At 69.9% G+C, this 25,194-nt stretch carries 19 protein-coding genes; 12 read left to right on the forward strand and 7 right to left on the reverse strand.

What is annotated here, in order from left to right; translation table 11 throughout:
- The first annotated feature begins 174 nt into the window (after positions 1-174).
- Both AACX88_RS04455 and AACX88_RS04460 read left to right on the forward strand, forming a co-directional pair.
- A complete protein-coding gene (locus tag AACX88_RS04455; RefSeq protein WP_339391893.1) occupies positions 175-1,713 on the forward strand; it encodes a zinc-dependent metalloprotease in 1,539 nt (512 codons plus the stop codon).
- Positions 1,714-2,295: an NUDIX hydrolase gene (locus AACX88_RS04460; RefSeq protein ID WP_339391894.1), complete on the forward strand. Its 582-nt coding sequence runs from the start codon at positions 1,714-1,716 to the stop codon at positions 2,293-2,295. It abuts the gene before it with no gap.
- Positions 2,296-2,403: 108 nt separating this feature from the next.
- Here the strand turns inward: AACX88_RS04460 and AACX88_RS04465 are convergent, their stop codons facing one another.
- Entirely contained in the window at positions 2,404-2,955 is a 552-nt protein-coding gene (locus AACX88_RS04465) for a M48 metallopeptidase family protein (protein ID WP_339391895.1), read from the reverse strand.
- 538 nt (positions 2,956-3,493) lie between these two features.
- Between AACX88_RS04465 and AACX88_RS04470 the strand changes: the two genes are divergently transcribed.
- Entirely contained in the window at positions 3,494-4,369 is an 876-nt protein-coding gene (locus tag AACX88_RS04470; RefSeq protein WP_339391896.1) for a hypothetical protein, read from the forward strand.
- Here AACX88_RS04470 and AACX88_RS04475 read toward each other — a convergent pair.
- A complete protein-coding gene (locus AACX88_RS04475; protein ID WP_339391897.1) occupies positions 4,346-6,385 on the reverse strand; it encodes an ATP-dependent DNA helicase UvrD2 in 2,040 nt (679 codons plus the stop codon). The two genes, AACX88_RS04470 and AACX88_RS04475, sit on opposite strands and share 24 nt — an antisense overlap.
- Positions 6,382-7,356 carry an NAD(+) diphosphatase gene (gene nudC / locus AACX88_RS04480; RefSeq protein ID WP_339391898.1) on the reverse strand — a complete coding sequence of 325 codons (975 nt, stop codon included), beginning with the start codon at positions 7,354-7,356 and terminating at the stop codon, positions 6,382-6,384. The genes AACX88_RS04475 and nudC overlap by 4 nt, the downstream gene beginning before the upstream one ends.
- Positions 7,357-7,449: 93 nt before the next feature.
- Between nudC and AACX88_RS04485 the strand changes: the two genes are divergently transcribed.
- Positions 7,450-8,490 carry a phosphotransferase gene (locus AACX88_RS04485; RefSeq protein WP_339391899.1) on the forward strand — a complete coding sequence of 347 codons (1,041 nt, stop codon included), beginning with the start codon at positions 7,450-7,452 and terminating at the stop codon, positions 8,488-8,490.
- Positions 8,491-8,494: 4 nt separating this feature from the next.
- Here AACX88_RS04485 and AACX88_RS04490 read toward each other — a convergent pair whose 3' ends face one another.
- A complete protein-coding gene (locus AACX88_RS04490) occupies positions 8,495-11,599 on the reverse strand; it encodes an ATP-dependent helicase (protein WP_339391900.1) in 3,105 nt (1,034 codons plus the stop codon).
- Positions 11,596-14,907 (reverse strand): PD-(D/E)XK nuclease family protein, encoded by a 3,312-nt coding sequence (locus tag AACX88_RS04495; protein WP_339391901.1) that lies wholly within the window; start codon positions 14,905-14,907, stop codon positions 11,596-11,598. Before AACX88_RS04495 ends, AACX88_RS04490 begins: the two co-directional genes overlap by 4 nt.
- 75 nt (positions 14,908-14,982) lie before the next feature.
- Here AACX88_RS04495 and AACX88_RS04500 point away from each other — a divergent pair, with 75 nt between their 5' ends.
- Together AACX88_RS04500 and AACX88_RS04505 are read left to right on the forward strand one after the other, a co-directional pair.
- Entirely contained in the window at positions 14,983-15,582 is a 600-nt protein-coding gene (locus tag AACX88_RS04500; RefSeq protein WP_339391902.1) for a TetR/AcrR family transcriptional regulator, read from the forward strand.
- A 182-nt stretch (positions 15,583-15,764) separates the two neighbouring features.
- Complete coding sequence (locus AACX88_RS04505; RefSeq protein WP_339391903.1) at positions 15,765-15,989, forward strand: DUF3107 domain-containing protein; 225 nt, start codon at positions 15,765-15,767, stop codon at positions 15,987-15,989.
- Positions 15,990-16,145: 156 nt separating this feature from the next.
- On the opposite strand, the gene AACX88_RS04510 is transcribed toward AACX88_RS04505, so the two are convergent.
- The gene (locus tag AACX88_RS04510; protein WP_339391904.1) at positions 16,146-16,778 is read right to left on the reverse strand and encodes a ferritin-like fold-containing protein; all 633 of its coding nucleotides are present in this window, start codon (positions 16,776-16,778) and stop codon (positions 16,146-16,148) included.
- A gap of 61 nt (positions 16,779-16,839) precedes the next feature.
- On the opposite strand from AACX88_RS04510, the gene AACX88_RS04515 reads away from it, so the two are divergent.
- On the forward strand, positions 16,840-18,324 hold the full coding sequence (locus tag AACX88_RS04515) for a DEAD/DEAH box helicase (protein ID WP_339391905.1): 1,485 nt from the start codon (positions 16,840-16,842) through the stop codon (positions 18,322-18,324).
- A 122-nt stretch (positions 18,325-18,446) separates the two neighbouring features.
- Here AACX88_RS04515 and AACX88_RS04520 read toward each other — a convergent pair whose 3' ends face one another.
- On the reverse strand, positions 18,447-19,304 hold the full coding sequence (locus AACX88_RS04520; RefSeq protein ID WP_339391906.1) for a PHP domain-containing protein: 858 nt from the start codon (positions 19,302-19,304) through the stop codon (positions 18,447-18,449).
- A gap of 81 nt (positions 19,305-19,385) precedes the next feature.
- Between AACX88_RS04520 and AACX88_RS04525 the strand changes: the two genes are divergently transcribed.
- The 5 genes from AACX88_RS04525 to AACX88_RS04545 all read left to right on the forward strand — a co-directional run bounded on the left by AACX88_RS04525 (position 19,386) and on the right by AACX88_RS04545 (position 25,051).
- Positions 19,386-20,900, forward strand: a complete 1,515-nt coding sequence (locus AACX88_RS04525; protein WP_339391907.1) for an aminopeptidase P family protein — start codon at positions 19,386-19,388, stop codon at positions 20,898-20,900.
- Positions 20,897-22,000: a P1 family peptidase gene (locus AACX88_RS04530; RefSeq protein WP_339391908.1), complete on the forward strand. Its 1,104-nt coding sequence runs from the start codon at positions 20,897-20,899 to the stop codon at positions 21,998-22,000. The genes AACX88_RS04525 and AACX88_RS04530 overlap by 4 nt, the downstream gene beginning before the upstream one ends.
- 123 nt (positions 22,001-22,123) lie before the next feature.
- Positions 22,124-23,398, forward strand: coding sequence for a magnesium transporter MgtE N-terminal domain-containing protein (locus AACX88_RS04535; RefSeq protein WP_339391909.1), 1,275 nt, complete (start codon positions 22,124-22,126; stop codon positions 23,396-23,398).
- A gap of 2 nt (positions 23,399-23,400) precedes the next feature.
- Complete coding sequence (locus AACX88_RS04540; protein WP_339391910.1) at positions 23,401-23,922, forward strand: DUF1003 domain-containing protein; 522 nt, start codon at positions 23,401-23,403, stop codon at positions 23,920-23,922.
- A 4-nt stretch (positions 23,923-23,926) separates the two neighbouring features.
- Positions 23,927-25,051 carry an Mrp/NBP35 family ATP-binding protein gene (locus tag AACX88_RS04545; protein ID WP_339391911.1) on the forward strand — a complete coding sequence of 375 codons (1,125 nt, stop codon included), beginning with the start codon at positions 23,927-23,929 and terminating at the stop codon, positions 25,049-25,051.
- Positions 25,052-25,194: the final 143 nt, after the last annotated feature.

A 25,194-nucleotide genomic window follows, 5' to 3' on the forward strand; every position in this document is an offset into this window, starting at 1 on the left:
GGCATTCTCTGACATGTATTCCTTTCGCTGCACCGCGTGACCAGTCTAGTTGAATCCCGGTCACCGATTTCCCAGACTCCTTTCGCCCGGTGCGAACATCGCACCGGATTGGGAAGCTTCTGACAGGGAGGACCGTTAACGTGGTGATGACTACGAGTGAAGGCGCGTGAGATCATGAGCAACGACAACACCAATGACAACGGCAACGGCAACGAGCAGAACCCGTTCGAGCAGATCTTCGGCATGCTCTTCGGCCAGGGCGGTCCCGGTGGCCAGGGGGACGGCTCTCAGGGTGCCGGCGGTGCGCAGGGCTTCTCGATCGATCCCGCGATGATGGCGACGATCATGAACCAGATGCAGGGCCTCTTCGGCCAGGGCGCGGACCCGTCGGCACAGGCGACCCAGGTGGCGCTGCGCAGCGTCCCCTCCCCCGATCCGGCCGTCAGCGATGACGCGGGCCATGCCGCCACCGACGCTTTCCGTCTCTCCGAACTCTGGCTCGCCGAGGCGACCGACCTTCCCGTGACCAACCGGACTTCGGCGGCCCTGACCCGGGCCGAGTGGGTCACGCGCACGATGCCGGGCTGGCAGCGGTTCGTCCTCCCGATCAAGGAGAACATGTCGACCGCGCTCACGGACACGCTGCAGACGCAGATGCCCGAGGAGATGAAGGGCATCCTCGCCGGAGCCTCGTCGATGTTCTCCACGATGAGCGATTCGATGTTCTCCATGCAGATCGGTCAGGCCGTCGGTGCCCTCTCGGAGAGCGTACTCACCGGCACCGAGGTGGGTCTGCCGCTGCTCCCCCACGACCAGGCCGTGCTCGTCGAGGCCAACCTCGACGCCTTCGCCGAGGAGATCGGCGTCGAGGTCTCCCAGGTCCGCATCTACCTCGCCGCTCAGGAGCTTGCGCATCTCGCCCTGTTCGAACGCGCACCGTGGCTGAGTGCGCAGGTCGAGACGGCGCTGACCCGGTATGCGCAGGGACTCAAGGTCGACACCTCGCAGATCGAGGAGATGGCATCGTCGATCGATCCCTCGAACATCTCCGATCTGTCCGACAACATCCGGCAGGGACTGTTCAACCCGCCGACCACCGATGAGCAGAAGCGGGCCCTGACGACCTTGGAGAACCTCCTGGCTGTCATCGCCGGCTGGGTCGATGTCGTCGTCTACGCCGCGTGCGAGAAGCTGCCGGCCCGCGAGCAGATCCGTGAGGCCCTGCGCCGTCGACGGGCGACGGCAGGTCCGGCGGAGAAGACGTTCTCCACCCTCGTGGGACTCCAGCTCAACCCGCGTCGCCTCCGCGACGCCGCGGCTCTCTTCGCCTACCTCGAGACGCAGGGCGGTGCGGAGGCGCGCGACAAGGTCTTCTCGCACCCCGACCTGCTGCCGACGACGGAGGATCTCGACGATCCGCTCGGCTACAGCGAACGCCGGCGCGCCGAATGGGAAGGTGAGTCGACGCTCGACGAGGCGCTCAGCCGCATCCTCGCCGAGGGAGCCGCCGGCACCGCGGGCACGGAGGGTACCGAGAGCACGGGCGATGCGAGTTCCACGACCGAAGGCGCGGGCGACGCGACTGCCGGGACCGAGGGTTCAGGCGCGGTCGATTCGGACTCCCGCACCGACGATGCCGGCCCTGACGCTCCTGCCTCCGGCACTGACGATGCCGGCGAGGACGACACCCCCTCGGACCGCGACGAGAAGTGAATGATCACCCTCGACACCGCGCGGGCTGAGGTCGCCGGCGCCGCGCGCACCGGAGGGTTCGCCGAGGAGTTCGCGCAGCTCTTCGCCGCAGCGGGCCCCGCGTCACTCGTCCGCGAGGGCACCGCTGAGCATGTGACCGCGAGCTGCCTCGTCGTCGATCCCGCCGCCGAGGCGGTGCTGCTCACCCACCACCGTCGGGCCAGGCGGTGGATGCAGTTCGGCGGGCACCTCGAGTCCGCGGATTCGAGCCTGCACGCCGCGGCCTCCCGCGAGGCGGCGGAGGAGAGCGGACTCGACTCGTTCACCTGGGTCTCCCCCTCCCCCATCGACCTCCACGTCCATGACCTGGCCGGGGACTTCGGCACGTGCCGACGCCACTTCGACGTCGTCTTCGCCGCCGTCGCGCCGGTCTCACAGCTGCCTGCTGTCTCCGAGGAGTCCCTCGACGTCGCATGGTTCCCGCTTTCACAGCTGCCGGAGGCGCTCATGCCCGACCTCGTCGTCAGGCTTCCGCAGCTCTACCGCAGCGCGGTCGAGCAGTTCGATCGCGCCGCGCCCAAGGGCCTCAGCCCCCGCCGCTGAACCGCTCGAACCCGGTCGTAGATACCGCGCCCGCACGACACCGCTCGCGTCCCGCGACTGCACCGCTCACGCCCGCACCGGCGCCGCTTACGCCCGCACAGGCACCGCTCACGCTCCGCGGCTGAACCGCTCCCCCGCGCTGAAGCCGTCGAGGAAGAGCTTCGCCTCGGCCTGCCGAGGATGCCGATCGGCAAGAGCGTGGAACTCCTTCGTGTGCGGACCGATCTGCAGGTGCGCGAGCTCATGGACGATGACGGTCTCGAGCACCCACCTGGGCACTGCCTGCAGCCGATGCGAGATCCTGATGTCGCCGGTCGAGGTCGTCGTCGACGCCCACCGGCTGAGGTTCTGATTCGTCACCCACCTGATAGAGGCCGGTCTCAGCCGCCCGGAGAAGTACCGCTGACTGAGCTCCGCGGCGAGCTCGACGAGGTCGGCGGTCGAGGAGTGGTCTCTCGCGGCGAGCCGGTTGAAGAGATCGGTGAGCGCCCGGATGTTCGACTCGACGCTGTAGCGGATCGGTGCGCTGAGGACGAACGTGTCGATCTCCTTCGACACCGCAATCGTCTTCTTCCGCCGCGCCGAACGCCGCACCACGATCTCGCCGCGGGCGATCGCCCGCAGCACTCGCTCTTCCGTCCACCGGTCTACTGCTGCCATTCCCCCATGATAGGGAGGCGCACTGACACGAGAGACCGCCGCGGTGTTACTTGTGAGTTTCCTGAGTATCCGTGCGCGGTGTCGACGAGCGTGTGTCCACAGACCTCCGCACCGGTCGGGATCGTCCGGCATCGGAAGTGACCTACGCATTCATCCGGAGGGGATCGATTCCCGGTCCGCTCGCCTCACGGTGGTCCTCCACAGCCGTTCGCGGCTTGTCCACACCTTATCCACAGACACGGGCGTCGCGGCGGCCCGAAGCGCCATTGACGGGGCCGGGAATGGGGCATAGGTTCTATGTTTGACCCCGGAAAACCCGGAGATGCGTGCGGAAGGGGAAGCCGCACGAGTCACCGCGAGCGCCTGGGGCACAATGCGGTTGAGGGCATGTCGGAAGCACTTTCCGGCCTGTCCTCTTCCGTTTTTCCACAGGCTTTTCCACAGACTTGAGCACACCCTGGCGCTCGGGACGCGCAGTCACTAGCGTTGATGGCCCGAACCGACGATGAGGTGCCCGATGCTGAGGATCTGTCCGAGCGTGCCGATCACATGGCGCAGCCATACCTGCCTGCAGTTCGGCGTCGAGGATCCCGTCCTCATCGACGGACTCCTCCCCGCCGAGGCCTCACTCATCGACGACCTGCGCATGGGGTTGGGCTCGGCCCAGTTCCATGCCCGCGCGCAGGAGCTCGGCATCGATCTCGCGCGAGCCACGTCGCTGATCTCCCTGCTCGCCGAGGCCGACGTCCTCATGGATGCCGATGCCTCGGCGGTCGCCAAGGGCTCGCGGTCACTGTCGACCGCGCGACTGTTCCGCCGCCCGCCCGGCGAGGTCACGGGCGTCTTCGCCGCCCGGCCGGTCAGCGTCCTCGGTCCCCTCCGCGCACCCGTCGCCCACCAGCTGTCACTCGCCGGATTCGCGGTCTCGCAGGCGACGAGGGTCGAGGACGTCGAGGTGCTCGGCCGGCCCGTCGTCGTCTCCACCGCGCATCTCGTGCCCGATCTCCACTCCGCCACGTGGCTCGTCGACCGGGAGATCGACCACTGCCAGATCGTGTGCGGGGAGTTCACCGTGACGATCACCGGACTGGTCCGACCGGGGCGCACTCCGTGCACGATCTGCGCGTGCCTCGGGTTCAAGGACCTCGATGCGGACTGGTTCGACCAGTACCCGCGGATCAGGGCGCTCAGCGACCGGGACGAACTCGGCGACCCGCTCTCCCCCGGTGTCGGGGCCGTCCACCTCGCCCTCGTGCTGCGTCGCGCCCTGCTCACGGACACCGCGGACGCGGTGTGCCGGAGGGTGGATCTGCGCACCGGTCTCGCCGATGATGACCTCCTCGACTTCCACCCGCGCTGTCACTGCCGGGTGCCGGTACCGGGCCTCGACCTAACCGGCGAGCAGGCGCAGTAGGCTCGCGCCGTAGAGTTCGAGCTTCGTCGCCCCGACCCCGGGCACCCGTGCCAGGGCGCCGAGGTCGCTCGGACGCATCTCGGCGATCGCCGAGAGCGAGGTGTCGGTGAGCACGAGGTAGGGCGGCAGCCCCTGTTCGAGCCCGACCCGTGCCCGCCACCGACGCAGCTGGTCGAGGAGGGCGAGGTCGACCTCGCCGGGACAGTTCGCGCACCGGCCCAGGGACCGGTCGACCTGGGAGACGAGGACGCGTCCGCACACCCGGCAGCGATTCGTCGTCACCGTGGCGCTGGGCCTGCGCCCGCTGCCGGGGCCGGACTCCACCCGGCCGAGTTCGGCGAGGAACCGTGAGGCGGCACGCGGCTTCTGCTTCGACTCATGCCTGGCCAGCGACCAGCTCAGCGACAGGTCGGTGCCGGCGCGGGTGAGGGCGACGTAGAAGAGCCGACGCTCCTCGGCGATGGCCCGCGGGGTCTGGGCGTAGCTGATCGGCAGCAGTCCTTCGCTGAGTCCGACGAGGTGGACGCTGTCCCATTCGAGGCCTTTGGCCGCGTGGAACGACGCGAGCGTCACTCCTTCGATGTCGGGGGCGAACTGGTGTTCGGCACGGTCGGCGAGGTCGGCGAGGAAGTCCTCGAGCGGCACGGGCAGCTCCGAGGCCGCCTGATGGGTCTCGGCGAGATCGACGAGGGCTTTGAGCGACTCCCATCTCTGTCGGCTCGCGCCGGGCGGCGGAGGAGTGCGCGCGAAGCCGGCGCTCACGAGCACCTCGGCGACGATCTCCGGCAGCGGTCTGGCCCCGGCGGCGGCACGGGCCGCCCGGAGCATGAGGACGGCCTCCTTGACCTCCTTGCGGGCGAAGAAGCGCTCCCCGCCGCGCAGCACATACGGGATCCCGGCGCCCGTGAGCGCCTGCTCGTAGGCGGGGCTCTGCCCGTTGGTGCGGAAGAGGACCGCGATGTCGCGGGGGCGGCGACCCGCCCGCACCTCGGCGGTGATGGCCTGGACGACGCCGAGGGCCTCCGCTTCGTCGGTGGGGTACTCGGTCATCCGCGGCGGCCTGCCCTCGGGATTGTCGGTGCGCAGGCTCAGTGCGGTGCGCGAGGTGTGGCGCAGCAGGCTGTTGGCCGTTGTCACGATCGACTGCGTCGACCGGTAGTTGCGCACGAGGCGAATCGTCGTCGCCGACGGCAGGGTCGACGGCAGCGCCTCGAGGAGGGAGGCGTCGGCACCGGCGAAGGAGTAGATCGTCTGTGCGGGGTCGCCGACGACGCAGAGGTTCTCCCTGGGTCCCAGCCACCGGGAGAGCAGGTCGAACTGGAGCGGTGAGACGTCCTGGAACTCGTCGACGACGAAGTGCCGGTACTGCTGCCGGATCTCCGCGGCGATCGCCGGGTACTCGGCGAGCACACCGTCGAGGACGAGGAGGACGTCTTCGAAGTCGAGGAGGCGTCCGCGGGTCTTCGCCTCCGAGTAGGCTTCGGCGATGCGGACCATGTCCTCGACTCCGAGGTCGCCGGGAAGGTCCCTGGCCTGCGCCTTCGTCGCATAGTCGGCGATGCCGAGCAGGGAGGCCGCGGCGAACTCGATCTCCGCGGCGACATCGCGGGTCAGCTCCCGGCTGACCTCGATCCCGAGCTCCTGCATCACTGAGGCGAGCACGCCCGTCTTGTTCTCGATGATGCGCGGGAAGTCCCCGGTGGCGAAGCGGTCCCAGAAGAACCGCAGCTGACGCAGGGCGGCGGAGTGGAAGGTGCGCGCCTGCACGGCAGGCACCCCGAGTGATCGCAGCCGGGCCCGCATCTCTCCGGCCGCCTTCGCGGTGAAGGTGAGGGCGAGGACCTGGGTGGCGGGGAAGACCTCGGTGGCGATGCCGTAGGCGATGCGGTGCGTCATCGCCCGGGTCTTTCCGGTGCCGGCCCCGGCGAGGACGATGACCGGGGAGGAGAAGTGGGTGGCGACCTCCCGCTGCTCGTCGTCGAGGGCGGCGAGGAGGCCGGCGGCTCGAGCGTTCACGCGTTCTCCAGCCAGGCGTGCAGAAGCTGCCCGGCGATCGAGACGGTGCCCGGTGCGCTCACCCGGCCGGCGGCGATGTCAGCGGCCAGCTCCTCTCTGGTGAACCAGCGCAGCGAGGCGATCTCCGTCTCATCGGCGGCGAAGTCCATGGTCGTCGCCTCGGCGGAGAACCCGAGCATGAGCGAGCACGGGAAGGGCCACGGCTGGGAGCCGAGGTAGCGCGGGTTGGTCACCGGCAGGTGCGCCTCCTCCCAGATCTCCCGGATCACCGCGTTCTCCAGTGTCTCCCCCGGTTCGACGAAGCCGGCGAGGAGGGAGAACCGGTCGGCCGGCCACGCGGCGTTGTTGCCCAGCAGAACGCGTTCGACGCCGTCCTCGTCGGTGTGGACGATGACGACGATGACGGCCGGGTCGGTGCGCGGGAAGTGCTCGCTGCCGGTCTCCGGGTCCCGGCGCACCCAGCCGCCTGCGACCGGTTCGGTCGGGGTGCCGGTGAGCGGGGAGAATGGGTGGGCGCGGTGCCAGTTGCTCACGGCGACGAGCTCGCAGGCCAGGGACACGTCGACGTCGTCGAGCGCCTCGGCGAGCTCCCGCAGCGGCAGCCACACGGGTTCGGCGCTGTCGATGCCGGAGCCGGGGGCGGTGAGCAGGTCGGTGGCGTCGCGGGCCCTCGAGGCGGCCAGAGTCGTGTCGAGTGTGCTGCGCCCGGCATCGTCGAGGCCGATCCCGATGAAGCGCTGGGTCCCGTCGCGGCCGAGGTAGAGCTCGGTCTGGTCGGCGGGGACGAGCGTGTGGTCGGCGCGGAGGAGACCGCCGCGGGCGACGAGCAGCGAACCGCGATGTTCGAAGACCGCCAGTGCCCCGGCCGCCCACACCTCACCCAGGTCACCGTCGCTGCCGCGTCCGAGATGATCGCGATCGATGCCCTGCCGGGCGAGACTGACAGGCGTGATCGGGGGCAGCGGTTCCATGGCTTCCACGATAACTCAGCCCCCTGACGCGCCTGACACGCTCAGCACCCGAATCCCGGGGCTGCGGAGACTGCAGACGGTACATTGGGGAAGGTGGATACGAAGGCGCTCAAGTTGGCAGCAGTCGCAGCGACGATGCTCGACGATTTCTCCCCGACGACATGGACCTCCCTGCCGCCGCTCGATGCCGGTGTGAGGATCCTCATCACCGACGGGCAGACCGAGTACGTCGCCACTGCGCATACGCGCATCGACCGCTCCGCCGACGCCGGATCGACTGCCGAGGCGGCCCGCATCTACGAGTCCGCGTACCCGCACGCCGACTTCACGTGGCCCCATCTGCGGGCGATCACCGAGGTCGAGGAGAGCGTCTTCGCGACCCCGTCCCCGGTGACCGTGACGCTGTCCGACCCGCTGCCGGGCGCTCCGGTCGGCGATGAGCCGATCGCCGATGTGGCCCGCGCGAGTTCGCTCGCCCAGACGCTCGCGACGATCCACTCCGCCGCCCCCGAACCGATCTCCGACGCCGGGTTCCCCGTCGAGGAGCCCTCGCGATTCCAGTTCCAGATCCTCGACCGTCTCGATCAGGCCGCAGCGACCGGCCGAGTGCCTGCGACCCTGCTCCAGCACTGGGAGGAGGAGTTCGAGAAGGTCGCGCTCTGGCACTTCCTCGCCACACCGATCCACGGGGCACTCGACGAGGCGAGCGTCTACACCGATGAGGAGCGCGTCCTCGCTCTCGCCGACATCGGTCGGATGCGCGTGTCCGACCCGGCGATCGACCTCGCTGCCGCCTCGGCGCTCATCGATCCCGCCGCCGTCCCGACGTTCTTCACCGAGTACCGCAGCTCCCGACCCAGGGCTGATGACCACATCGTCACCCGCGCCGAACTGCTGGCGGAGTTCGCCGTGCTCGACTGGCTGCTCGAGGCCGTCGACTCCGGTGACGAGGAGGCCATCGCGGATGCCGCGGACCTCCTCACCTCGTTCGATCAGGTGCTGCTGCGCCCCGACGGTTCGGACGTGCCCACAGCTCCGGTGTCCGCCGACGACGTCGCCGAAGGGTCGTCGAACCAGGACATCGCCGAAGGCTCGACCGCCGAAGGGCCCTCGGGCGGGACCGCCCGCGACTGACCCGTCAGTCGTGGGCGTCGAGCCAGGCGATCACCTCCTCTTCGTCGGGGAGATCGGTGACGCTGACGACCTCGTCGCTGCCGACGAAGTAGAAGGTCCCCGTCACCTCTGAGACCTCGGGGTGGACGCGCTGGACGGCGAACCGGTAGAGCGCGAGCTGCCACTTCATCACCTCGAGCGTCTGCGCGTCCGGGGTCTTCGAGGTCTTCCAGTCGACGACCTCCGCGTGGTCCCCTGTGATGAAGACGGCGTCGATCTTCCCCGGCACGCGGAACCGGCCGAGGACGAGTTCGAAGGACATCTCGATCTCCGCGGCCTGTCGGCTCGCGAACGCCGAGGCGAGGAACGTCTCCTGGAGGCGTTCGAGCAGAGCAGTGTCGCCCGGGCGTGCGACCTCATCGTCGTCGACGTCGATGCTCGCCTGCCCGAAGTGCCGTTCGACCCACGCATGGAAGCTCGTGCCGATCTCCGCCGCCCGGCTCGGGGGTTCCGGGACCGGCCGCAGGGTCCGGGTGCGGAACGACTCGGGGTCCCGCCGCCACGAGACGAGGTCGGTCGCCGAGAGCCGATCGGGAAGCCTGCCCGCAGCACTCGGCACCGGCTGGGTGAGGATGCGCTGGGCCCGGCGGGCGAGGACCGCGACCTCCGAGTCTCCGCGGGCCAGCGCAGCGAGGTCGGGCCTGCCCGCACTCTCCACCCAGGACCCGGCCAGACGTGCCGACGCGACCCGGTTCTCCCGCGGCACCGGCCAGATGCTCGTCTCGATCCGATCGGCCGCGGTCTCCTCCGCCGGTTCCGGGATCTCCGGGGACAGACCGGCGGCCGCCACAGCCTCGGTGAGGAACGGGGAGAGCTCGTCCGGGGTGGAGCGGGAGCCCATGAGTTCGGCTCCGAGCCACAGATGATGCTTCGCGCGGGTGAACGCGACGTAGGCCAAGCGCCGCTCCTCCTGTTCGTGGGCGTCGGCGATCTCAGGCCGGATGAACTCGTTCACCCATTCGTCGAGGGCCTTCTTCGTCTCGAACTGCGCCTCCCTGAGGTCGAACCTGACGAGGTGCGTCCAATCCCCGCGCAGCGGATAGGGCAGGGAGGTCCGCCCCATCCACCCTTCCTTGTCCCGCGGTTCGGTCGGGAAGTCCTTGACGACGAGCGAGGGCACGGCGACGGCATCGAACTCGAGGCCCTTCGAGGCGTGGACGGTCATGACGTTGACCGCGCCGGGGGCGACGGTGGGTTCGGCAACGCTGAGGGCGTCCTTGGCCTCCATGAGGGAGAGCCATTCGAGGAACCCCGGCACGCTCGGGCGCTCCACTGCGGCGGAGTACTGCGCGGCGGCGGAGAGGAAGCCGTCGATCGCCTGCCGGTGGAGTCGGCGCAGCGCATCGCTGAGCCCCCAGATGTCGGAGTCGATGCCGGTCTCGTCGAGTGCCGTGCGCACCACCGAGGTGACCGTTCCCGACCCCGAACGCACCGCACGCAGGGCCCGGGCGAAGCGGACGAGGCGCTCTTGGGCGGTCGGGCTCAGACCCGTCTCCCGGTTCGCGGGGGTGTCGATGAGCTCGTCGAGGCCCTCGACGATCGTGGGGACGTCGATGGATTCGGGCACGACGTCGTCGGCGACGCTGCGTCGCTCCGCCTGCCGGCGGGTGAATCGCGCGAGTGCGGCGATGTCGGTCGCGCCGAGGCCGAGGAGGCGGCCGCTGAGCAGACGCATGACCTCGTCTCCGGCCATGGGGTCGACGGCGGCTGAGAGCACGGCCCGCAGGTCCGCGACGTACGGGTCGGCGAGCAGACCGGAGGAGCCGTGGACGTGGACGGCGAACCCGGCGGCCTCCAGGGCCGCGCTCACCGGGGCGAAATGGGCGCGTTTGCGGCAGAGCACCGCCGTCGACGACCCGGCGGGCAGGGAGGCCACCCAATCGGTGAGGCTGCGCAGTCCCGCCGTGAGGTATGTCTCGTCGTGGGCTCCGGAGGAGACGTCGACGACGACTTCGCCGACTCCCGCATCGGGGCGCGTGGACAGCGGAGTCTCCTGCCGGCCGCCGAGCCCGTCGGCGATTCGGTTGGCCACGGTGAGGATCGAGGCGTCGTTGCGCCAGCTTGTGCTCAGTGTCAGGGAGCGGACGTCGGTGAAATCGGTCTCGAACCGGATCATGTTGTCCGCGCTCGCTCCCCGCCAGCCGTAGATCGCCTGCCGGGGGTCGCCGACGGCGGTGACGGCGCTGCCACCGAAGAGGGTGGAGAGGAGGGTGAGCTGGGCGACCGAGGTGTCCTGGAACTCGTCGAGGAGGACGATCCGCCAGCGGGCCCGTTCGGCGGCCAGGGCCTGCGGCACCTCGTCGACGATCCGCTGGGCGAAGCGGACCTGATCGGAGAAGTCCATGGCCAGGTGTCGTCGTTTCGCGGCCATGTACTCTCCGGCGAGGACGGCCAGCCGCTTCTTCTCCTCGAGTCTCCGGCGGCGTCCGTTCGGGTCGACGGGCTTGCCCTTCGAGGACACGAGGGCTGCCAGGCACTCCTCGAGGTACCCGGTGACCTCGGGGACCTCGCGCCCGTGATCGTTCATCGCCCCCGCGAAGTCGATGATGTCGGCGATCATCGTGTCCCGGGCATAGCTTCCGGGTATGTCCTCGGGACCGGCCGCATCGAGGACCTCGGCGGCGATCGTGTGCGCGGCGGCCTCGTCGAGGAGCACCGTCTCGGGTTCGATGCCGATGCTCGCCCCGTGCTCGCCGACGATGGCAGCGGCATACGAGTTGTACGTCGAGACGGTCGGATAGTCGAGGCCGGGCAGGCTGAGTGCGGAGTCCTCGCCGAGGTTGTGCCGCAGCCGTGAGAGCAGCACCCGGATCCGGCTGCCGAGCTCCCCCACGGCCTTGCGCGTGAATGTGAGTCCGAGGATCTCCTCGGCGGCGACGTGCCCGTTGGCGACGAGCCAGACGACGCGTTGGGAGATCACGGTCGTCTTGCCCGAGCCGGCGCCCGCAGTCACCTTCATCGAGGCCTCTGGGTCGGCTTCGATGATCCTGCGCTGCTCCTCGCTCGGCCCGAACGCGCGGGCGGGCTCGGCTGCGGTGAGGCGAGCGAGGTCGTCGGCGCTGAATCTCATGAAGGGTCCTCCAGCATGTGGGGTCCGATGGCCGGGCACGAGGAGCGGACCGGGCAGGTCTGGCACGTGGCCGCTTCGACGCGGGCCGGGAAGTGGGCGGCGCGCATGCCCGCGGAGACCTCTCCGATGAGCTGCCTCGCCCACTCGGGGTCGTCGTCGGCGCTCACTGCGCCCTGGAGCCGGGTCGTTCCGCCGGTGCGCCTGAGGAAGACGAGTTCGGCTCCGGCCGAGACCGCATCGACCGTCCGGCCGTCGGGGAGTTCGAGGAGGCCTTGGTCGACCGCCTCCTGATAGACGCCGAGCTGGGCGTGCCGGGCCATCTCGGCTCCGGCGGGGACCACCTTGCCCGTCTTGAAGTCGACGATGCGCACGCCGTCGCCGACGTCTTCGACCCGGTCGAGTCGGCCGGTGACCTTCCACTCCTGACCGAGGTCGTCGATCCCGGTCGCATACACGCGGGCTTCGACGCCGAGGACCGTGCCCGGGGCGTTGTCGATGTACTCGCCGAGGCGGTCGACCATGGCCATCGCCGTCGTGTGCTCGCGTTCGCGCTCCCAGTCGGTGGGGAAGTCGAGGGTCGCGAACTCGCGGTCGACGTAGTCGCGGATCGCCGAGGTGGGTCCTTCGGGGTGGTGTTCGGCCGCGGCGTGGAGGATCGTGCCGAGGTTCTGCGCGGTGGTGGCTCCGCGGTCGCCGCCGTGGCGGGTGAGGAACCAGCGCAGGGAGCAGTCGGAGAACGTCTCGACCTGGGAGGGCGAGATCGTCACGACGTCGTCGGCGGCGAAGAGCGGGGCGGTGGAGCTGATGTCCTCCGCCTCCCGCCATTCCTCCGGGGTCCCTGTCTCGGCGCCGGCGGCGGTGAGCGCTGCGCTCAGCTGCGCCCACTGCCGTGTCCGCTCGTCCGGTGCGGCCAGCCCTACTCCGGCCGACCCTGCCCCAGCGAGCTCGTTGCCGGCCTGCCCGTCCCCAGCCTGCCCCTCGCCAGCTGGTCTGTCCCCTATGCCGGCGTCCCTGGCCGCGGTGAGCAGGTGGGCTCGGGCGAGCGAGGCGATCTCGGTGAGACCGAGCGGCGGCAGTTCGTCCTCGTCGGTGATCGCATACCCGTCGACTCCCGAGGTGCCCCGCTGGGTGCCGGCGGCGATGACGTCGAAGAACGCCGAGGGTGAGCGTTCGGCGTCGGAGAGCGCGGTGACGATGACATGCTCCGAGGCGCGGGTGAGCGCGGTGTAGAACAGCTCGGCCTCCTCACGGAGGTTCGTCCGCTTCGCGTGTGCGTGGTAGCCGGGCTCGGCGGTGATCGGGTCGTCGCCGCCGAGCAGCGCGACGAGGTCGCCGAGGCCGAGCATCCCACCGCGCAGCTTGGGGTTCGGCCACACGCCTTCGTCGACCTCGGCGATGATGACGCACGGGACCCGCACGTGCGCGAGCGAAGCCGGAGTGCCCACGCGCACATGGTCGGCGAAGCCGGCCGTGCGGGCCAGAGAGTCCTGCGCGATGTCCTGTTCGGCGACGATGCCCGCGAACGACCGTGCGGTGAAGCCGCCGCGGTCGGCGATCTTCTCGGCCAGCGTGAACAGCCGCAGCACGGAGTCGAGGCGCGCCCCGGCCGGCCCGTCGGGGTCGCGCAGCGCTTCGGTCTGCCACCGGTCGGCGACGCCGGAGGCGTCCCAGATCGCCCACAGCGCCGTGTGCGGATCGGCCTCGGCGTGCTCGGCGGCTGCCCGCAGCATGCGGGAGAGGGTGGAGAGTCCCGGGATGTCCGTGACGTCCTCGGTGCTGCGCAGCGCCAGCGCGAGTGAGGCGGTGCTGTCGGGGGCGGGGAAGCGCGTGCGCACGAGTCGGCGGAACCGACGCTGCGCGACCGGGTCGAGGCGGATGTAGACGCTGCCGGCCAGTTCGAGGGCGATCGCCGTGAGCGTCTCGTCGCGGTCGAGTCCCGGGGCGTGGGTGAGCAGCTCGAGCAGCGGCGCGGTGGCCGGGTCGACGTTGAGAGGTTGGACGATCGTCGCCGTCGGCGTGCCCGCCGCCTGGAGTTCGCCCGCCATGACCCGGGCGGTCGAGGCGTTGCGGCAGATGACGGCGACATCGGAGTGCGCATGACCGTCGGCGACGTATTCGGCGATGCGGCGGGAGAGGTACCGATGCTGTGAAGCGGCGCCGGAGAAGACATGCGCCTCGACCGCCTCTGCCTCTCCTGGCGTTCCCGCTGCGGCCGTCTCTCGCGGCGTCCCGATCACCTCCGACTCTCCTGGGGCCCCGGCCGACTGCGGTCGGGGCATGTGCCCGAGCGCCCACCGGGTGGTGATGCGCGCCCCGAAGTCGTCGCAGACCTCGCTCAGGTCCGGTGCGGCTCCGTGCACCTCGGTGAGGACGACCGTCGTGTGGGCGCGGGAGGCGGCGGCACGGTCGAGCACCGAGGCATCGGCGCCGTGGAAGCGACCCGTGACGGTCTCGGGCGTGCCGAAGAGCGCGAGCGCGCATCCGCGCTCGCGCAGCGCCTCGAGCAGCCCCCAGCTCGCGGCGGGGAAGTCCTGGACGCCGTCGGCGAGGACGACTGCGGGCAGACGGTCGGGAGCGAACGACCACGGCCGGCCCGCGGTCACCTCGGCGGGTTCGCGAAGGACCTCGAACGCCGCCCGGGCGAGCACGGTGGCCGAGTCGATGCCGCCGTAGCCGGGCATGCTCATGATGTCGAGGTACTCCTCGAGCACGGAGCGCAGCGCCGCCCACCGCGGGTCGGGGCGGGCGGCGAGCACCCGGTCGAGGGCGCCCAGACCGGAGTCGAAGACGAACTCCCCAGCCTCGGTGGGCGCGGGCGTGCGGACGCCGAAGTCGAACTCCATGACCCGGTTGAGCGCATCCCGGACCTCGGTGCGGAACGCCGAGGTGGCGCGCACCTCGGCGGTGATGTCGGCGGGCCATGCGGGCCGGCGCCCGTGCCCGGCTTCGTGTCCGGCGAGGAGGTCGGCGAGGAAGACGTCCTGGTCGGCTCCGGAGACGAACTCGAGGTCCTCCCCCGTCGCCGTCGCATGCGCGGCTCGGACCAGGCCGTAGGCGAACGAGGACAGACTCCTGGCGGGGGCGGCCCGGAGCACCGCCTCGGCGGGCACGGGCAGGGTGTTGCGCAGGACGTCGGCATGGTCGCGGTCGGGGGTGAGGACGAGGACGGAGGACGGATCGGTCGAAGCGACGAGACGGCCGTAGACCTCGGTGAGCAGACTCGTCTTGCCGGTGCCCGGACGGCCCACGATCGCGCACGAGGTGCGGGCCAGCAGTGCGGCGGTGAGCTCGGAGGTCAGATCGTCCATGGACTCATTCCATCACGGACCACTGACACGACGGATCCGCCCTGCCCACGCCCCGACTTCGCGTAACATTGGAGGATGCCGAGCCCGCAGCAGAGAATGCCCCGTGAACAGCGACGAGACCAGTTGGTCGGGGTCGCGCGTGCGGTCTTCGCCGGACGGGGCTACCGGACGACGTCGATGGACACGATCGCCGAGGAGGCGGGCGTGTCGAAGCCCGTGCTCTACCAGCACTTCGCCTCGAAGCAGGACCTCTACCTCGCTCTCATCGACGATTCGGCGAGGCATCTGGCCGGGCAGGTCGAACACGCGCTCAATTCGACCGACGACCCGCGCGGACGGATCCGGGCGACCTACCGGGCGTACTTCGACTTCGCGATCTCCCATCGTGAGGAGTTCGTCATCCTCTTCAACTCCGACGTCTACGAACCTGCCGCGCAGGCCAGGGTGCGGTCGATGCGCGAGGGCACGGTGGCGAGCATCGTCTCCGCCCTGCAGAGCTTCACCGACTTGGACGACGCCGAGGCGGACCTGCTGTGCCGGACGCTCATCGGCACCGCCGAGGTGGTCATCAAGCAGATCGAGGCCACCCACGAGATCGACATCGACGCGACCGTCGACCTCCTCACGCAGATGAGCTGGGGCGGGCTGAGCTCGTTCGCCACCGTCGTGCGATAGAACGACCGTAGTGCGGCACAGACCGCGGGCGCATCCGCGCACTGTCGCGCACGCTTTCGCGGTCGATTGCGGGCGCGGTCGCTTCCGCGGTCGCGTTCGCTCACAGCCGAGCGGCGGCGGGAAGTTCCCGACGCTGTGCGGACGTTAAGCTGAACACGACCACCAACGCCACAAGGAGAACCATGGAAATCAAGATCGGCGTCCGCCAGTCCCAGCGCGAGATCGTCCTCGAGACCGACGAGTCCGCCACCGACCTCGCCGCGCGCATCGAGGAGGCCGTCAAGGCCGAGGCCCTGCTCACGTTCACCGACACGAAGGGCCGTCAGGTCTTCGTGCCCTCGACCGCTCTCGGCTACATCGAACTCGGCACCGAGGCTGTGCGCCGCGTCGGGTTCGGCGCCGCCTGAGTCACACGGCCTGCGCCGCGCCACCTGCGTACGCGCCGGCTGCGGACGCGCTCGCACACGGACGAAAGAGGAGCCCGGTCACTGCGACCGGGCTCCTCTGTGTTCGGGACGCTTCAGCCTCCTCGGCGCGAATCACACCCTCACGGGGCAGCGCACCTAGGCGACGAGGCCGAGAGCGGACATCCGCCGCGAATGGTTCGCCGTCACCGCGGGGATCGCCTCGACGACGAGATCCTCCTCGATGCCGAGCACGGGGCCGGTGAGCATCTGGCGGGCCCGGCCGAGGGTCTCGGCGACGAGCTTGCGTCCCCACAGGGCCAGACGGGAGGCCAGCTGCGTGTCCTCGGCGACATCGGCGGTCAGACGATTGCGGACGTAGTCAGAGGCCCGTGTATCATCGAGAACAGCAATTGCCAGGCTGTGCGCGGGCTCATCGAGCTTGTCGGCCGCCATGCGATAGAAGTCGTTCATGATCCCGTCGAAGACGAAGCCCTTCATGAGGCTCTCGTGCCAGTCACGGGGACGAGTCCTCTCCGCGAGCACCGAGAACGTCGGTTCGAAGAGCCGGCAGAGCTCGATCACATCCTGGCCCGAGTCACTGATGCGCGCCGAGAGCTCTTCGAAGTGCGAGAATGAGTGCGATGCCAGTCGTGACAGAGTGACTGTGTCGTCGAGATCGAGGGCTGTGGAGGCATTCGTCGCCATTCTCTCGAAGGCGGTGAGCTCACCGTAGGCGACCAGCGCGAGCGTTGCAGCATCAGCACTGGCCAAGAGGTGCGAATCGGGCATAGGTCAAGAGTACCGGTTCGCCACCATCACGAGCGCGAAGGCGCCAAAAGGAGTTTGAGACATGGCGGAGACAGACGCCGATTTCGCTGAGTTGGGGGTCTCCGGACCGATCGTGGCCTCGTTGGCCGCCGCCGGCATCACCCATCCCTTCCCCATCCAGGCGATGACCCTGCCCGTGGCGCTCTCGGGCGCCGACATCATCGGGCAGGCGAAGACCGGAACGGGCAAGACGCTCGGCTTCGGCATCCCGCTGCTCCAGCGGGTCACCGGCAAGGACGAGCCCGGCGGGCAGCCCGCCGACGGCGCCACCCGCCTGCCGCAGGCCCTCGTCGTCGTCCCCACCCGCGAACTCGCCAAGCAGGTCGCCCAGGACCTCGTCACCGCATCGAGCCAGCGCAACATCGACATCGTCACGATCTACGGCGGCAAGGAGTTCGAACCACAGATCAATGCGCTGACCGCAGGCGTCGACGTCGTCGTCGGCACGCCCGGTCGCCTCCTCGACCTCTACGGCCGCAAGGTGCTCAAGCTGAGCAAGGTCCGCACCGTCGTCCTCGACGAAGCCGACGAGATGCTCGACCTCGGATTCCTCCCCGACGTCGAACGCATCATCGCAGCCCTGCCGGCGAACCGGCAGACGATGCTCTTCTCCGCGACCATGCCCGGCGCCGTCATCACCCTGGCCCGCCGGTACATGAACCGTCCCACCCACATCCGGGCGCACGACAACGAGGACCTCTCGCTCACGGGCAAGAACACCACCCAGTACGTCTACCGCGCGCACGCGATGGATAAGAGCGAACTCGTCGCCCGCATGCTCCAGGCCGAGGGCCGGGGCCGGACGATCATCTTCACGCGCACGAAGCGCACCGCCGACAAGCTCGCCGCCGAGCTCACCGACCGCGGCTTCGCGGTGCGCGCCCTGCACGGCGACCTCGGTCAGGCGCAGCGGGAGAAGGCGCTGAAGTCCTTCCGCGACGGCGTCGTCGACGTCCTCGTCGCCACCGATGTCGCCGCCCGCGGCATCGACATCGACGACGTCACCCATGTCGTGAACTTCCAGTCGCCTGAGGACGAGAAGACCTACGTCCACCGGATCGGGCGCACCGGTCGCGCCGGCAACTCCGGGGTCGCGGTCACCCTCGTCGACTGGGACGACATGCCCCGCTGGCGGCTCATCAACAAGGCCCTCGGCCTCGACCACGACGAACCCGCCGAGACGTATTCGACCTCGCCGCACTTCTTCACCGACCTCGGCATCCCCAAGGGCACGAAGGGCCGCCTGCCCCACAAGCACGGGGAGAGCACCGACAACACGGGTGAGGAGCGGCCCCGTCGCCGCCGCGGTTCGTCGTCGAAGTCGGACTCCCAGGGTTCGTCGTCCGATGCCCGCCGAGGCGGCGGCTCGGATTCCCGCCGAGGCGGTGATGGGGATGCGGATGCCCCGCGCAAGCCGCGCCGGAACCGTGAGCGTCGCCGCACCCGCGGCGGCAAGCCCGTCGGCCGCGCCAGCCGCTCGGAGTCCTCGGACACCAACGCCGAGTAGTCCCACCTCGGCGAAGCACGGCCGGAACACCCCCGCCGCAGCGACGCACCCCGGCACGACAGCGCCCCGCCCCGATCCGTTCGCGGCGGGGCGCTTCGCGTGCTCAGCCCTGGATGAAGCCCTCAGCCCTGGATGAACTCGACTCCCCCGGGGCGGCTCGCGGCCCGGTCGAGCAGTTTGGCGAGCATGTGCTCGGACGTCGAATGCTCGCCGAGGCGGTTGGGCTTGCCCGTGCCGTGGTAGTCCGAGGAGCCGGTGACGATGAGGTCGTTGTCGTGGGCGAGCCGACGCATGATCTCGCGTTCGTTCGGCGGGTTGTCCCGGTGGTCGACCTCGAGACCGTCGAGTCCTGCGGCGATGAATTCGCGCATCGCGGCATCCGAGACGACGAGACCCCGCATGGCCGCCCGCGGGTGGGCGAAGACGGAGACTCCCCCCGCCTCGGCGATGAGGCGGATCGCGGTGATCGGGTCGATCGTCGGCAGGGTCACGTGGTACTTGCCGTGGCTGGAGAGGATCGAGGCGAACGCCTCCGAACGGGTCTCGACGATGCCGGCGGCCACAAGCGCATCGGCGATGTGGGGTCGCCCGATCGTCGCGTCCTCGCCGGCCACGGAGAGCACGGCGTCCATGTCGATGGGATAGTCCTCGGCGAGGCGGTCGATGATGAGGTGCGTGCGGTCGAGGCGCGAGCGCCGCGTCTCCTCGACGACGCTGGCCAGCCCCGTCGCATACGGGTCGTGGAGGTAGGAGAGCAGATGGACGCTCACCCCTTCGTGCCGGCAGGAGATCTCCATGCCGCGCACCAGCCCGAGCCCGTAGACCCGGGCGGCTTCCTCGGCGGGAGCCCACCCAGCGGTCGTGTCATGATCGGTGATGCCAACGACGTCGATGCCTTCCATCGAGGCTTCTGAAACGAGTTCGGACGGGCTCTGTGTCCCGTCCGAGAACGCCGTGTGCGCATGGAGATCGATGACCATGGGCCCAAGTCTATCCACTCGCCGAGGCGGTGCTTCTCCACGGCTCGAAGCCGGCACCGTCCCCGTGCCTAGAATGGAGGCATGACTGAGCACAGCGCCGCCAGCACGGACACCGACCAGCCCCTGACCGACCGCGTGAACAACCGCTCGCACCGACCGAACTCGAAGGCGTTCCGCGACTTCGTCGCCTCCGGCTGGGACCGCACCCCGCTCGACGCCCAGGCACTCGCCGCCGCCGGCTTCACGCCTGAACGCCGTGCGAAGGTCTCCGCCGCGTTCCCCGGTGAGCGCCTCGTCATCCCCGCCGGCTCACTCAAGGTCCGCTCGAACGACACCGACTACCGCTTCCGCGCCCACTCGGCGTTCATCCACCTCACGGGGCTCGAGACCGACTCCGAACCCGACGCCGTCCTCGTCTTCGAACCCGAGGGCGAAGGGCATACCGTCACCCTCTACTTCCGTCCCCGCGCGGGAGCTGACACCGAGGAGTTCTTCTCCGACGCCCGCTACGGCGAGTACTGGGTGGGTCCGCGGGCCGACGAAGAGGCGATGGCGACGATGACGGGCATCGCCACAGCCTCCTCGGCGACCGTCGACGATGCGATCACGAAGGACCTCGGAGCGATCTCCGTGCGCCTGCTGCGCGCGGCCGACACCCGCATCGACTCCGTCATCGACCTCGCCCGCACCCAGGTCCAGGCCGACCTCGAGACCTCGGAGGCCGGGGACGCGGAGCTGGCGCAGATGCTCTCCGAGCTGCGCCTGATCAAGGACGACCACGAGATCGAGCAGATGCGGCAGGCCGTGGCGATCACCCGCGCCGGCTTCGACAACGTCGTCGCCTCCCTGCCCACGGCCGTCGCCCACCGCCGCGGTGAGCGTGTCATCGAGACCGCGTTCGAGACCGCGGCCCGCAGCGACGGCAACGGCATCGGCTACGACACGATCGCGGCCTCGGGCAACCATGCGTGCACGCTCCACTGGATCCGCAACGACGGCGTCGTCGCAGACGGCGACCTCGTCCTCGTCGACGCCGGAGCCGAAGCCGACTCCCTCTACACCGCCGACATCACCCGCACCCTGCCTGTGTCCGGGACCTTCACCGAGGTGCAGGGGCGGATCTACGATGCCGTGCTCGCCGCCTCCGACGCCGCGTTCGCCGTCGCCGCCGAGCACGCCCAGCGCCCCGTGAGGTTCCGTGAGGTCCACGAGGCGGCCATGGAGGTCATCGCCGCCCGCCTCGAGGAGTTCGGCATCCTCCCGGTCACCGCCGCCGAGGCGCTCTCCCCCGAAGGCCAGCAGCACCGTCGGTGGATGGTCCACGGCACCAGCCACCACCTCGGCCTCGACGTCCACGACTGTGCGCAGGCCAGGGCGGAGATGTACCTCGACGCCGTCATCGAACCCGGCATGGTCTTCACGATCGAACCCGGCCTGTACTTCAAGGCCGACGACCTCCTCATCCCGGAGGACTTCCGCGGCATCGGCGTGCGCATCGAGGACGACGTCCTCGTCACCGCCGACGGTGTGGAGAACCTCTCCGCCGACTTCCCCCGCACCCGCGCCGAGGTGGAAGCCTGGGTCCAGGGACGATGACCGCGACCCGCGGGCGGGGGATCCTCGAGGTTCCGGGGATCTCGCTCGGTCATGCCGGCCAACTCACCTCCGAGCGGCTCACCGGCGTCACCGTGCTCCTCCCGCCCGCGGGCTCGAGTGTGAGCGTCGACGTCCGCGGCGGCGGGCCTGCCACCCACGAGACCGACGTCCTCTCCCCGCTCGCCCACGCCTACGGCGCGGATGCGCTCGTGCTCACGGGCGGGTCCGCGATCGGCCTGCGTTCGATCGCCGGAGTCTCCCAGGTGCTCGCCGAGGCGGGGCGCGGTTTTCCCGCCCCCGGGCTGATCGACGCGGTCGTGCCGATCGTGCCCGGTGCCGCGATCTACGACCTCGGGCGCGGTGGGCACCTCGCTCTCCCGACGATCGCCGACGGCGCCGACGCCACCCGTGCCGCCCTGGCCGGAGTCGGGCCGGCCAGAGCTGGCACGCCCGACCATGATGCCGGCACCGCGGGATCGGCGGTGCCAGTGGAGGTCCGCGGCAGCCTCGGCGTCGGCTGCGGGGCACGGGCCGGAAGGCAGACCCTGCGCAGCTCTCTCGGCTCGGTGTCGGTGAGCGTGCCCGGCGGATACACGGTCGCGGCCCTCGTCGTCGCCAATCCGTTCGGGACGATCGGCACCGAGTCCGGGGCGCTGTGGGCGGGTCCGCTGCTTGCCGAAGTCGGCTGGGACCTGCCGCCGCTGCCCGGGCTGCCAGCCCCCGACCCTGCACCGACCGCCTCGGCGACGAACACGACGCTCGCGATCGTCGCCACCGACGCCCGTCTCGACACCGCGCAGACCGCGTGCCTGGCAGCCGGCGGGCATCCGGGCATCGCCCGGGCCGTGCGCCCTTCGCACACGCTCGCCGACGGCGACACCGTCTTCGCCCTTGCCACCGGGGACCTTCCCCTGCCGGCTGACCCCGCCGAGGCGGGCGCCGCCCTCATCGCGATGACCGCGGCGGCCGCGGACGCGATCACCCTGGCGATCATCGACGCCGTGGTCAGCGCTACCCCGGTCGATGAGTCGTGGGGTCAGCCGCCGACGCTTGCCGACATCGCCCCCGACTTCGCCGAGGCGTTCTCCGCCATCCCCTAGCAGCAGGCGCCGCGCACTAGGCCGCCCACGGGCCCGGGCACCTGCGCGACAAGCTGACTTGAACACTCGGACGTGACGCGGACGACGCTGAAGCCCACCGGGTCACGAAGTAGGCTTGGGATCATGAGTGGCTCCTCGAAACGCGTCTTCGTCGCCCGCCTCATCTCCGCCCCGGTCTTCGACCCGCTCGGGGACCAGGTGGGCCGGGTCCGCGACGTCGTCATCGTCTACCGCACGACGATGCGCCAGTTCCCGCGCGTCATCGGACTCGTCGTCGAAGTCCCGGGACGCCGCCGTGTGTTCGTCCCGATGGGCAGGGTGACCTCGATCGACGCCGGTCAGGTCATCACGACCGGCCTGGTCAACATGCGCCGCTTCGAACAGCGGCGCTCGGAGACGCTGGTCGTCAACGACCTCCTCGACCGCCGTCTGCGGTTGCGCGAGGACGACTCCCCCGTCCAGATCGAGGACGTCGGCATCGAACAGCAGGTCAACCGCGACTGGGAGGTCACCCGCCTCTTCGTCCGCCGCGTCCAGGAGCGCACCGCGTTCTCCGCATTCCGCCGGCGCGGGGAGACGATGCAGATCTCGTGGTCCGACGCCGACCATCCGGCCGACTCCGCACAGGACCAGGAGGCCACGCAGCTCATCGCGGCCTACCAGGACACGAAGCCCGCCGACCTCGCCGACGTCCTCTTCGAGATGACTCCCGAACGCCGCCTCCAGGTGGCTCGGGCGCTCGACGACGAACGCCTCGCCGATGTCATCGAGGAGCTGCCCGATGACACGCAGGTCGAACTCCTCTCCGCCCTCGACACCGAACGCGCGGTCACCGTGCTCGAGGAGATGGAGCCCGACGACGCCGCCGACCTCCTCGGCGAGCTCACCGACGAACAGGCCGAGCAGTTCCTCACGCTCATGGAACCCGACGACGCCGAGGACGTGCGCACCCTGCTCTCCTACGACGAGCACACCGCGGGCGGTCTGATGACGACCGAACCGGTGATCCTCACCCCGGAGACGACCGTCGCCGAGGCGCTCGCCCACGTCCGCCGCGAGGATCTGCCGCCCGCGCTCGCGGCCGCCGTCTTCATCTGCCGTCAGCCCATCGAGACGCCCACCGGCAAGTATCTGGGGCTCGTCCACATCCAGGAGATGCTGCGCCATCCCCCGCACGAGGCGGTGGGCATCATGCTCGACACCGAGGTCGACCCGATGCCGCCGGACACGTCACTGGCCGAGGTGACGAAGTTCCTCGCGGCGTACAATCTTGTCTCGGTGCCGATCACCGACGACAACGACCGGCTCATCGGCGTCGTCACGGTCGACGACGTCCTCGACGAGCTGCTTCCCGAGGACTGGCGCACGACCGGTCGCGATGACCACAGAAGGGGGTAACCATGCCGACCGACGATTTCGACGTCCCCCGCTCCTCCAAACGCAAGCTGCCCCGGTTCGCGATCTCCCCGGAGACCTTCGGCCGCGGCGCCGAGGCGTTCGCCCGCTTCATGGGCACCCCGGCCTTCCTCGTGGGCATGACCGTCTTCTGTGCCGTCTGGCTGCTGTGGAACACCCTGCTGCCCGAGGCGGTGCAGTTCGATCCGCGTTCGCTCAACTTCACCCTGCTCACCCTCATCCTCTCCCTCCAGGCCTCCTACGCGGCCCCGCTCATCCTGTTGGCGGAGAACCGCAGCGCCGACCGCGACCGGGTCGAGTTCGAACACGACCGGCAGCGGGCCGAACGCAATCTCGCCGACACCGAGTACCTGGCCCGTGAGGTCGCGGCCCTGCGGATCGCGATGCGCGAGGTCGCCACCCGTGACTTCATCCGCTCCGAGCTCAAGGACCTGCTCAAGGAGCTCGAGGAGGAGAACCGGGACGAGACGGCAGGGTCGAAGGCCCGCGAGAAGGGAAAGGGATGAGCCGATGACAGAGACTCCGACGACCGAGACCGTGACCGAGGCGCTGCGGACCGTCATCGACCCCGAGATCCGCCGGAACATCGTCGACCTCGACATGGTCTCGGACATCAGCATCGACGGCGGCCGGGTCACCGTGACCGTGCTGCTCACGATCGCCGGCTGCCCGCTCAAGGACACGATCACCCGGGACACCGAGGCGGCGGTGGGCAAGGTCGCAGGCGTCACCGAGGTCACAGTCGAACTCGGCACGATGACCCCCGAACAGCGCACCGCGATGCGCGAGAAGCTCCAGGGCACAGGTGTGCGTGAGATCCCGTTCGCCAAGCCCGATTCGCTGACGAAGGTCTACGCGATCGCCTCCGGCAAGGGCGGGGTCGGGAAGTCCTCGGTGACGGCGAACCTCGCCGCGGCGCTCGCGAAGCAGGGTCTGCGGGTCGGGCTCGTCGACGCCGACATCTACGGCTTCTCGATCCCCACGATGCTCGGACTCACCGGCCAGCCCACACGGGTCGACGAGATGATCATCCCGCAGGTCGCCCACGGGGTGAAGGTGATGAGCATCGGCATGTTCGTGCCCGGCAATCAGGCCGTGGTGTGGCGCGGCCCCATGCTCCATCGCGCCCTCCAGCAGTTCCTCACCGACGTCTTCTGGGGCGACCTCGACATCCTCCTCCTCGATCTGCCCCCGGGCACCGGGGACATCGCGATCTCCGTGGCTCAGCTGCTGCCGAGCTCCGAGCTCCTCGTCATCACCACCCCGCAGCAGGCCTCCGCGCAGGTCGCCGAGCGGGCCGGTGCCATCGCCACCCAGACCCACCAGCCGATCGCCGGGGTCGTGGAGAACATGTCGTGGATGGAGATGCCCGACGGGACCCGCATGGAGGTCTTCGGCTCCGGCGGCGGCGCGACCGTCGCCGGCAACCTCGCGGAGACGACGGGCACCGAGGTCGAACTCCTCACCCAGATCCCCCTCGACACCGCGGTGCGGGAGGGCTCGGACACCGGCACCCCCGTCGTCCTCTCCGCCCCCGACTCCCCCGCCGCGCAGGCGCTGGAGTCGCTCGCGACCCGGCTCGCGCAGCGCTCCCGGGGACTGTCGGGACGGTCCTTGGGGCTCAGCCCGGTCTGAGAGTGGGTTCAGTCTGAGGGTGGGCTCTGCCGAGCGCGTGCCCAGTCCGAAGGTGGGCTCAGTCTGAGGGCGGGCTCTGTTTCGAGTAACAGTTTCGTCATCTGCACAACGATCGAGCATCCATCGTGTGATCTATGCCCTTG

Source organism: Brevibacterium metallidurans, assembly GCF_037101285.1.
GTDB classification, from domain to species: Bacteria; Actinomycetota; Actinomycetes; order Actinomycetales; family Brevibacteriaceae; genus Brevibacterium; species Brevibacterium metallidurans.

Coding starts and splice junctions, on each gene's coding strand:
- AACX88_RS04455 (WP_339391893.1), top strand. CDS start 175: ATGAGCAACGACAACACCAATGACAACGGCAACGGCAACGAGCAGAAC.
- AACX88_RS04460 (WP_339391894.1), top strand. CDS start 1,714: ATGATCACCCTCGACACCGCGCGGGCTGAGGTCGCCGGCGCCGCGCGC.
- AACX88_RS04465 (WP_339391895.1), bottom strand. CDS start 2,955: ATGGCAGCAGTAGACCGGTGGACGGAAGAGCGAGTGCTGCGGGCGATC.
- nudC (WP_339391898.1), bottom strand. CDS start 7,356: ATGGAACCGCTGCCCCCGATCACGCCTGTCAGTCTCGCCCGGCAGGGC.
- AACX88_RS04490 (WP_339391900.1), bottom strand. CDS start 11,599: ATGAGATTCAGCGCCGACGACCTCGCTCGCCTCACCGCAGCCGAGCCC.
- AACX88_RS04495 (WP_339391901.1), bottom strand. CDS start 14,907: ATGGACGATCTGACCTCCGAGCTCACCGCCGCACTGCTGGCCCGCACC.
- AACX88_RS04500 (WP_339391902.1), top strand. CDS start 14,983: ATGCCGAGCCCGCAGCAGAGAATGCCCCGTGAACAGCGACGAGACCAG.
- AACX88_RS04505 (WP_339391903.1), top strand. CDS start 15,765: ATGGAAATCAAGATCGGCGTCCGCCAGTCCCAGCGCGAGATCGTCCTC.
- AACX88_RS04510 (WP_339391904.1), bottom strand. CDS start 16,778: ATGCCCGATTCGCACCTCTTGGCCAGTGCTGATGCTGCAACGCTCGCG.
- AACX88_RS04515 (WP_339391905.1), top strand. CDS start 16,840: ATGGCGGAGACAGACGCCGATTTCGCTGAGTTGGGGGTCTCCGGACCG.
- AACX88_RS04520 (WP_339391906.1), bottom strand. CDS start 19,304: ATGGTCATCGATCTCCATGCGCACACGGCGTTCTCGGACGGGACACAG.
- AACX88_RS04525 (WP_339391907.1), top strand. CDS start 19,386: ATGACTGAGCACAGCGCCGCCAGCACGGACACCGACCAGCCCCTGACC.
- AACX88_RS04530 (WP_339391908.1), top strand. CDS start 20,897: ATGACCGCGACCCGCGGGCGGGGGATCCTCGAGGTTCCGGGGATCTCG.
- AACX88_RS04535 (WP_339391909.1), top strand. CDS start 22,124: ATGAGTGGCTCCTCGAAACGCGTCTTCGTCGCCCGCCTCATCTCCGCC.
- AACX88_RS04540 (WP_339391910.1), top strand. CDS start 23,401: ATGCCGACCGACGATTTCGACGTCCCCCGCTCCTCCAAACGCAAGCTG.
- AACX88_RS04545 (WP_339391911.1), top strand. CDS start 23,927: ATGACAGAGACTCCGACGACCGAGACCGTGACCGAGGCGCTGCGGACC.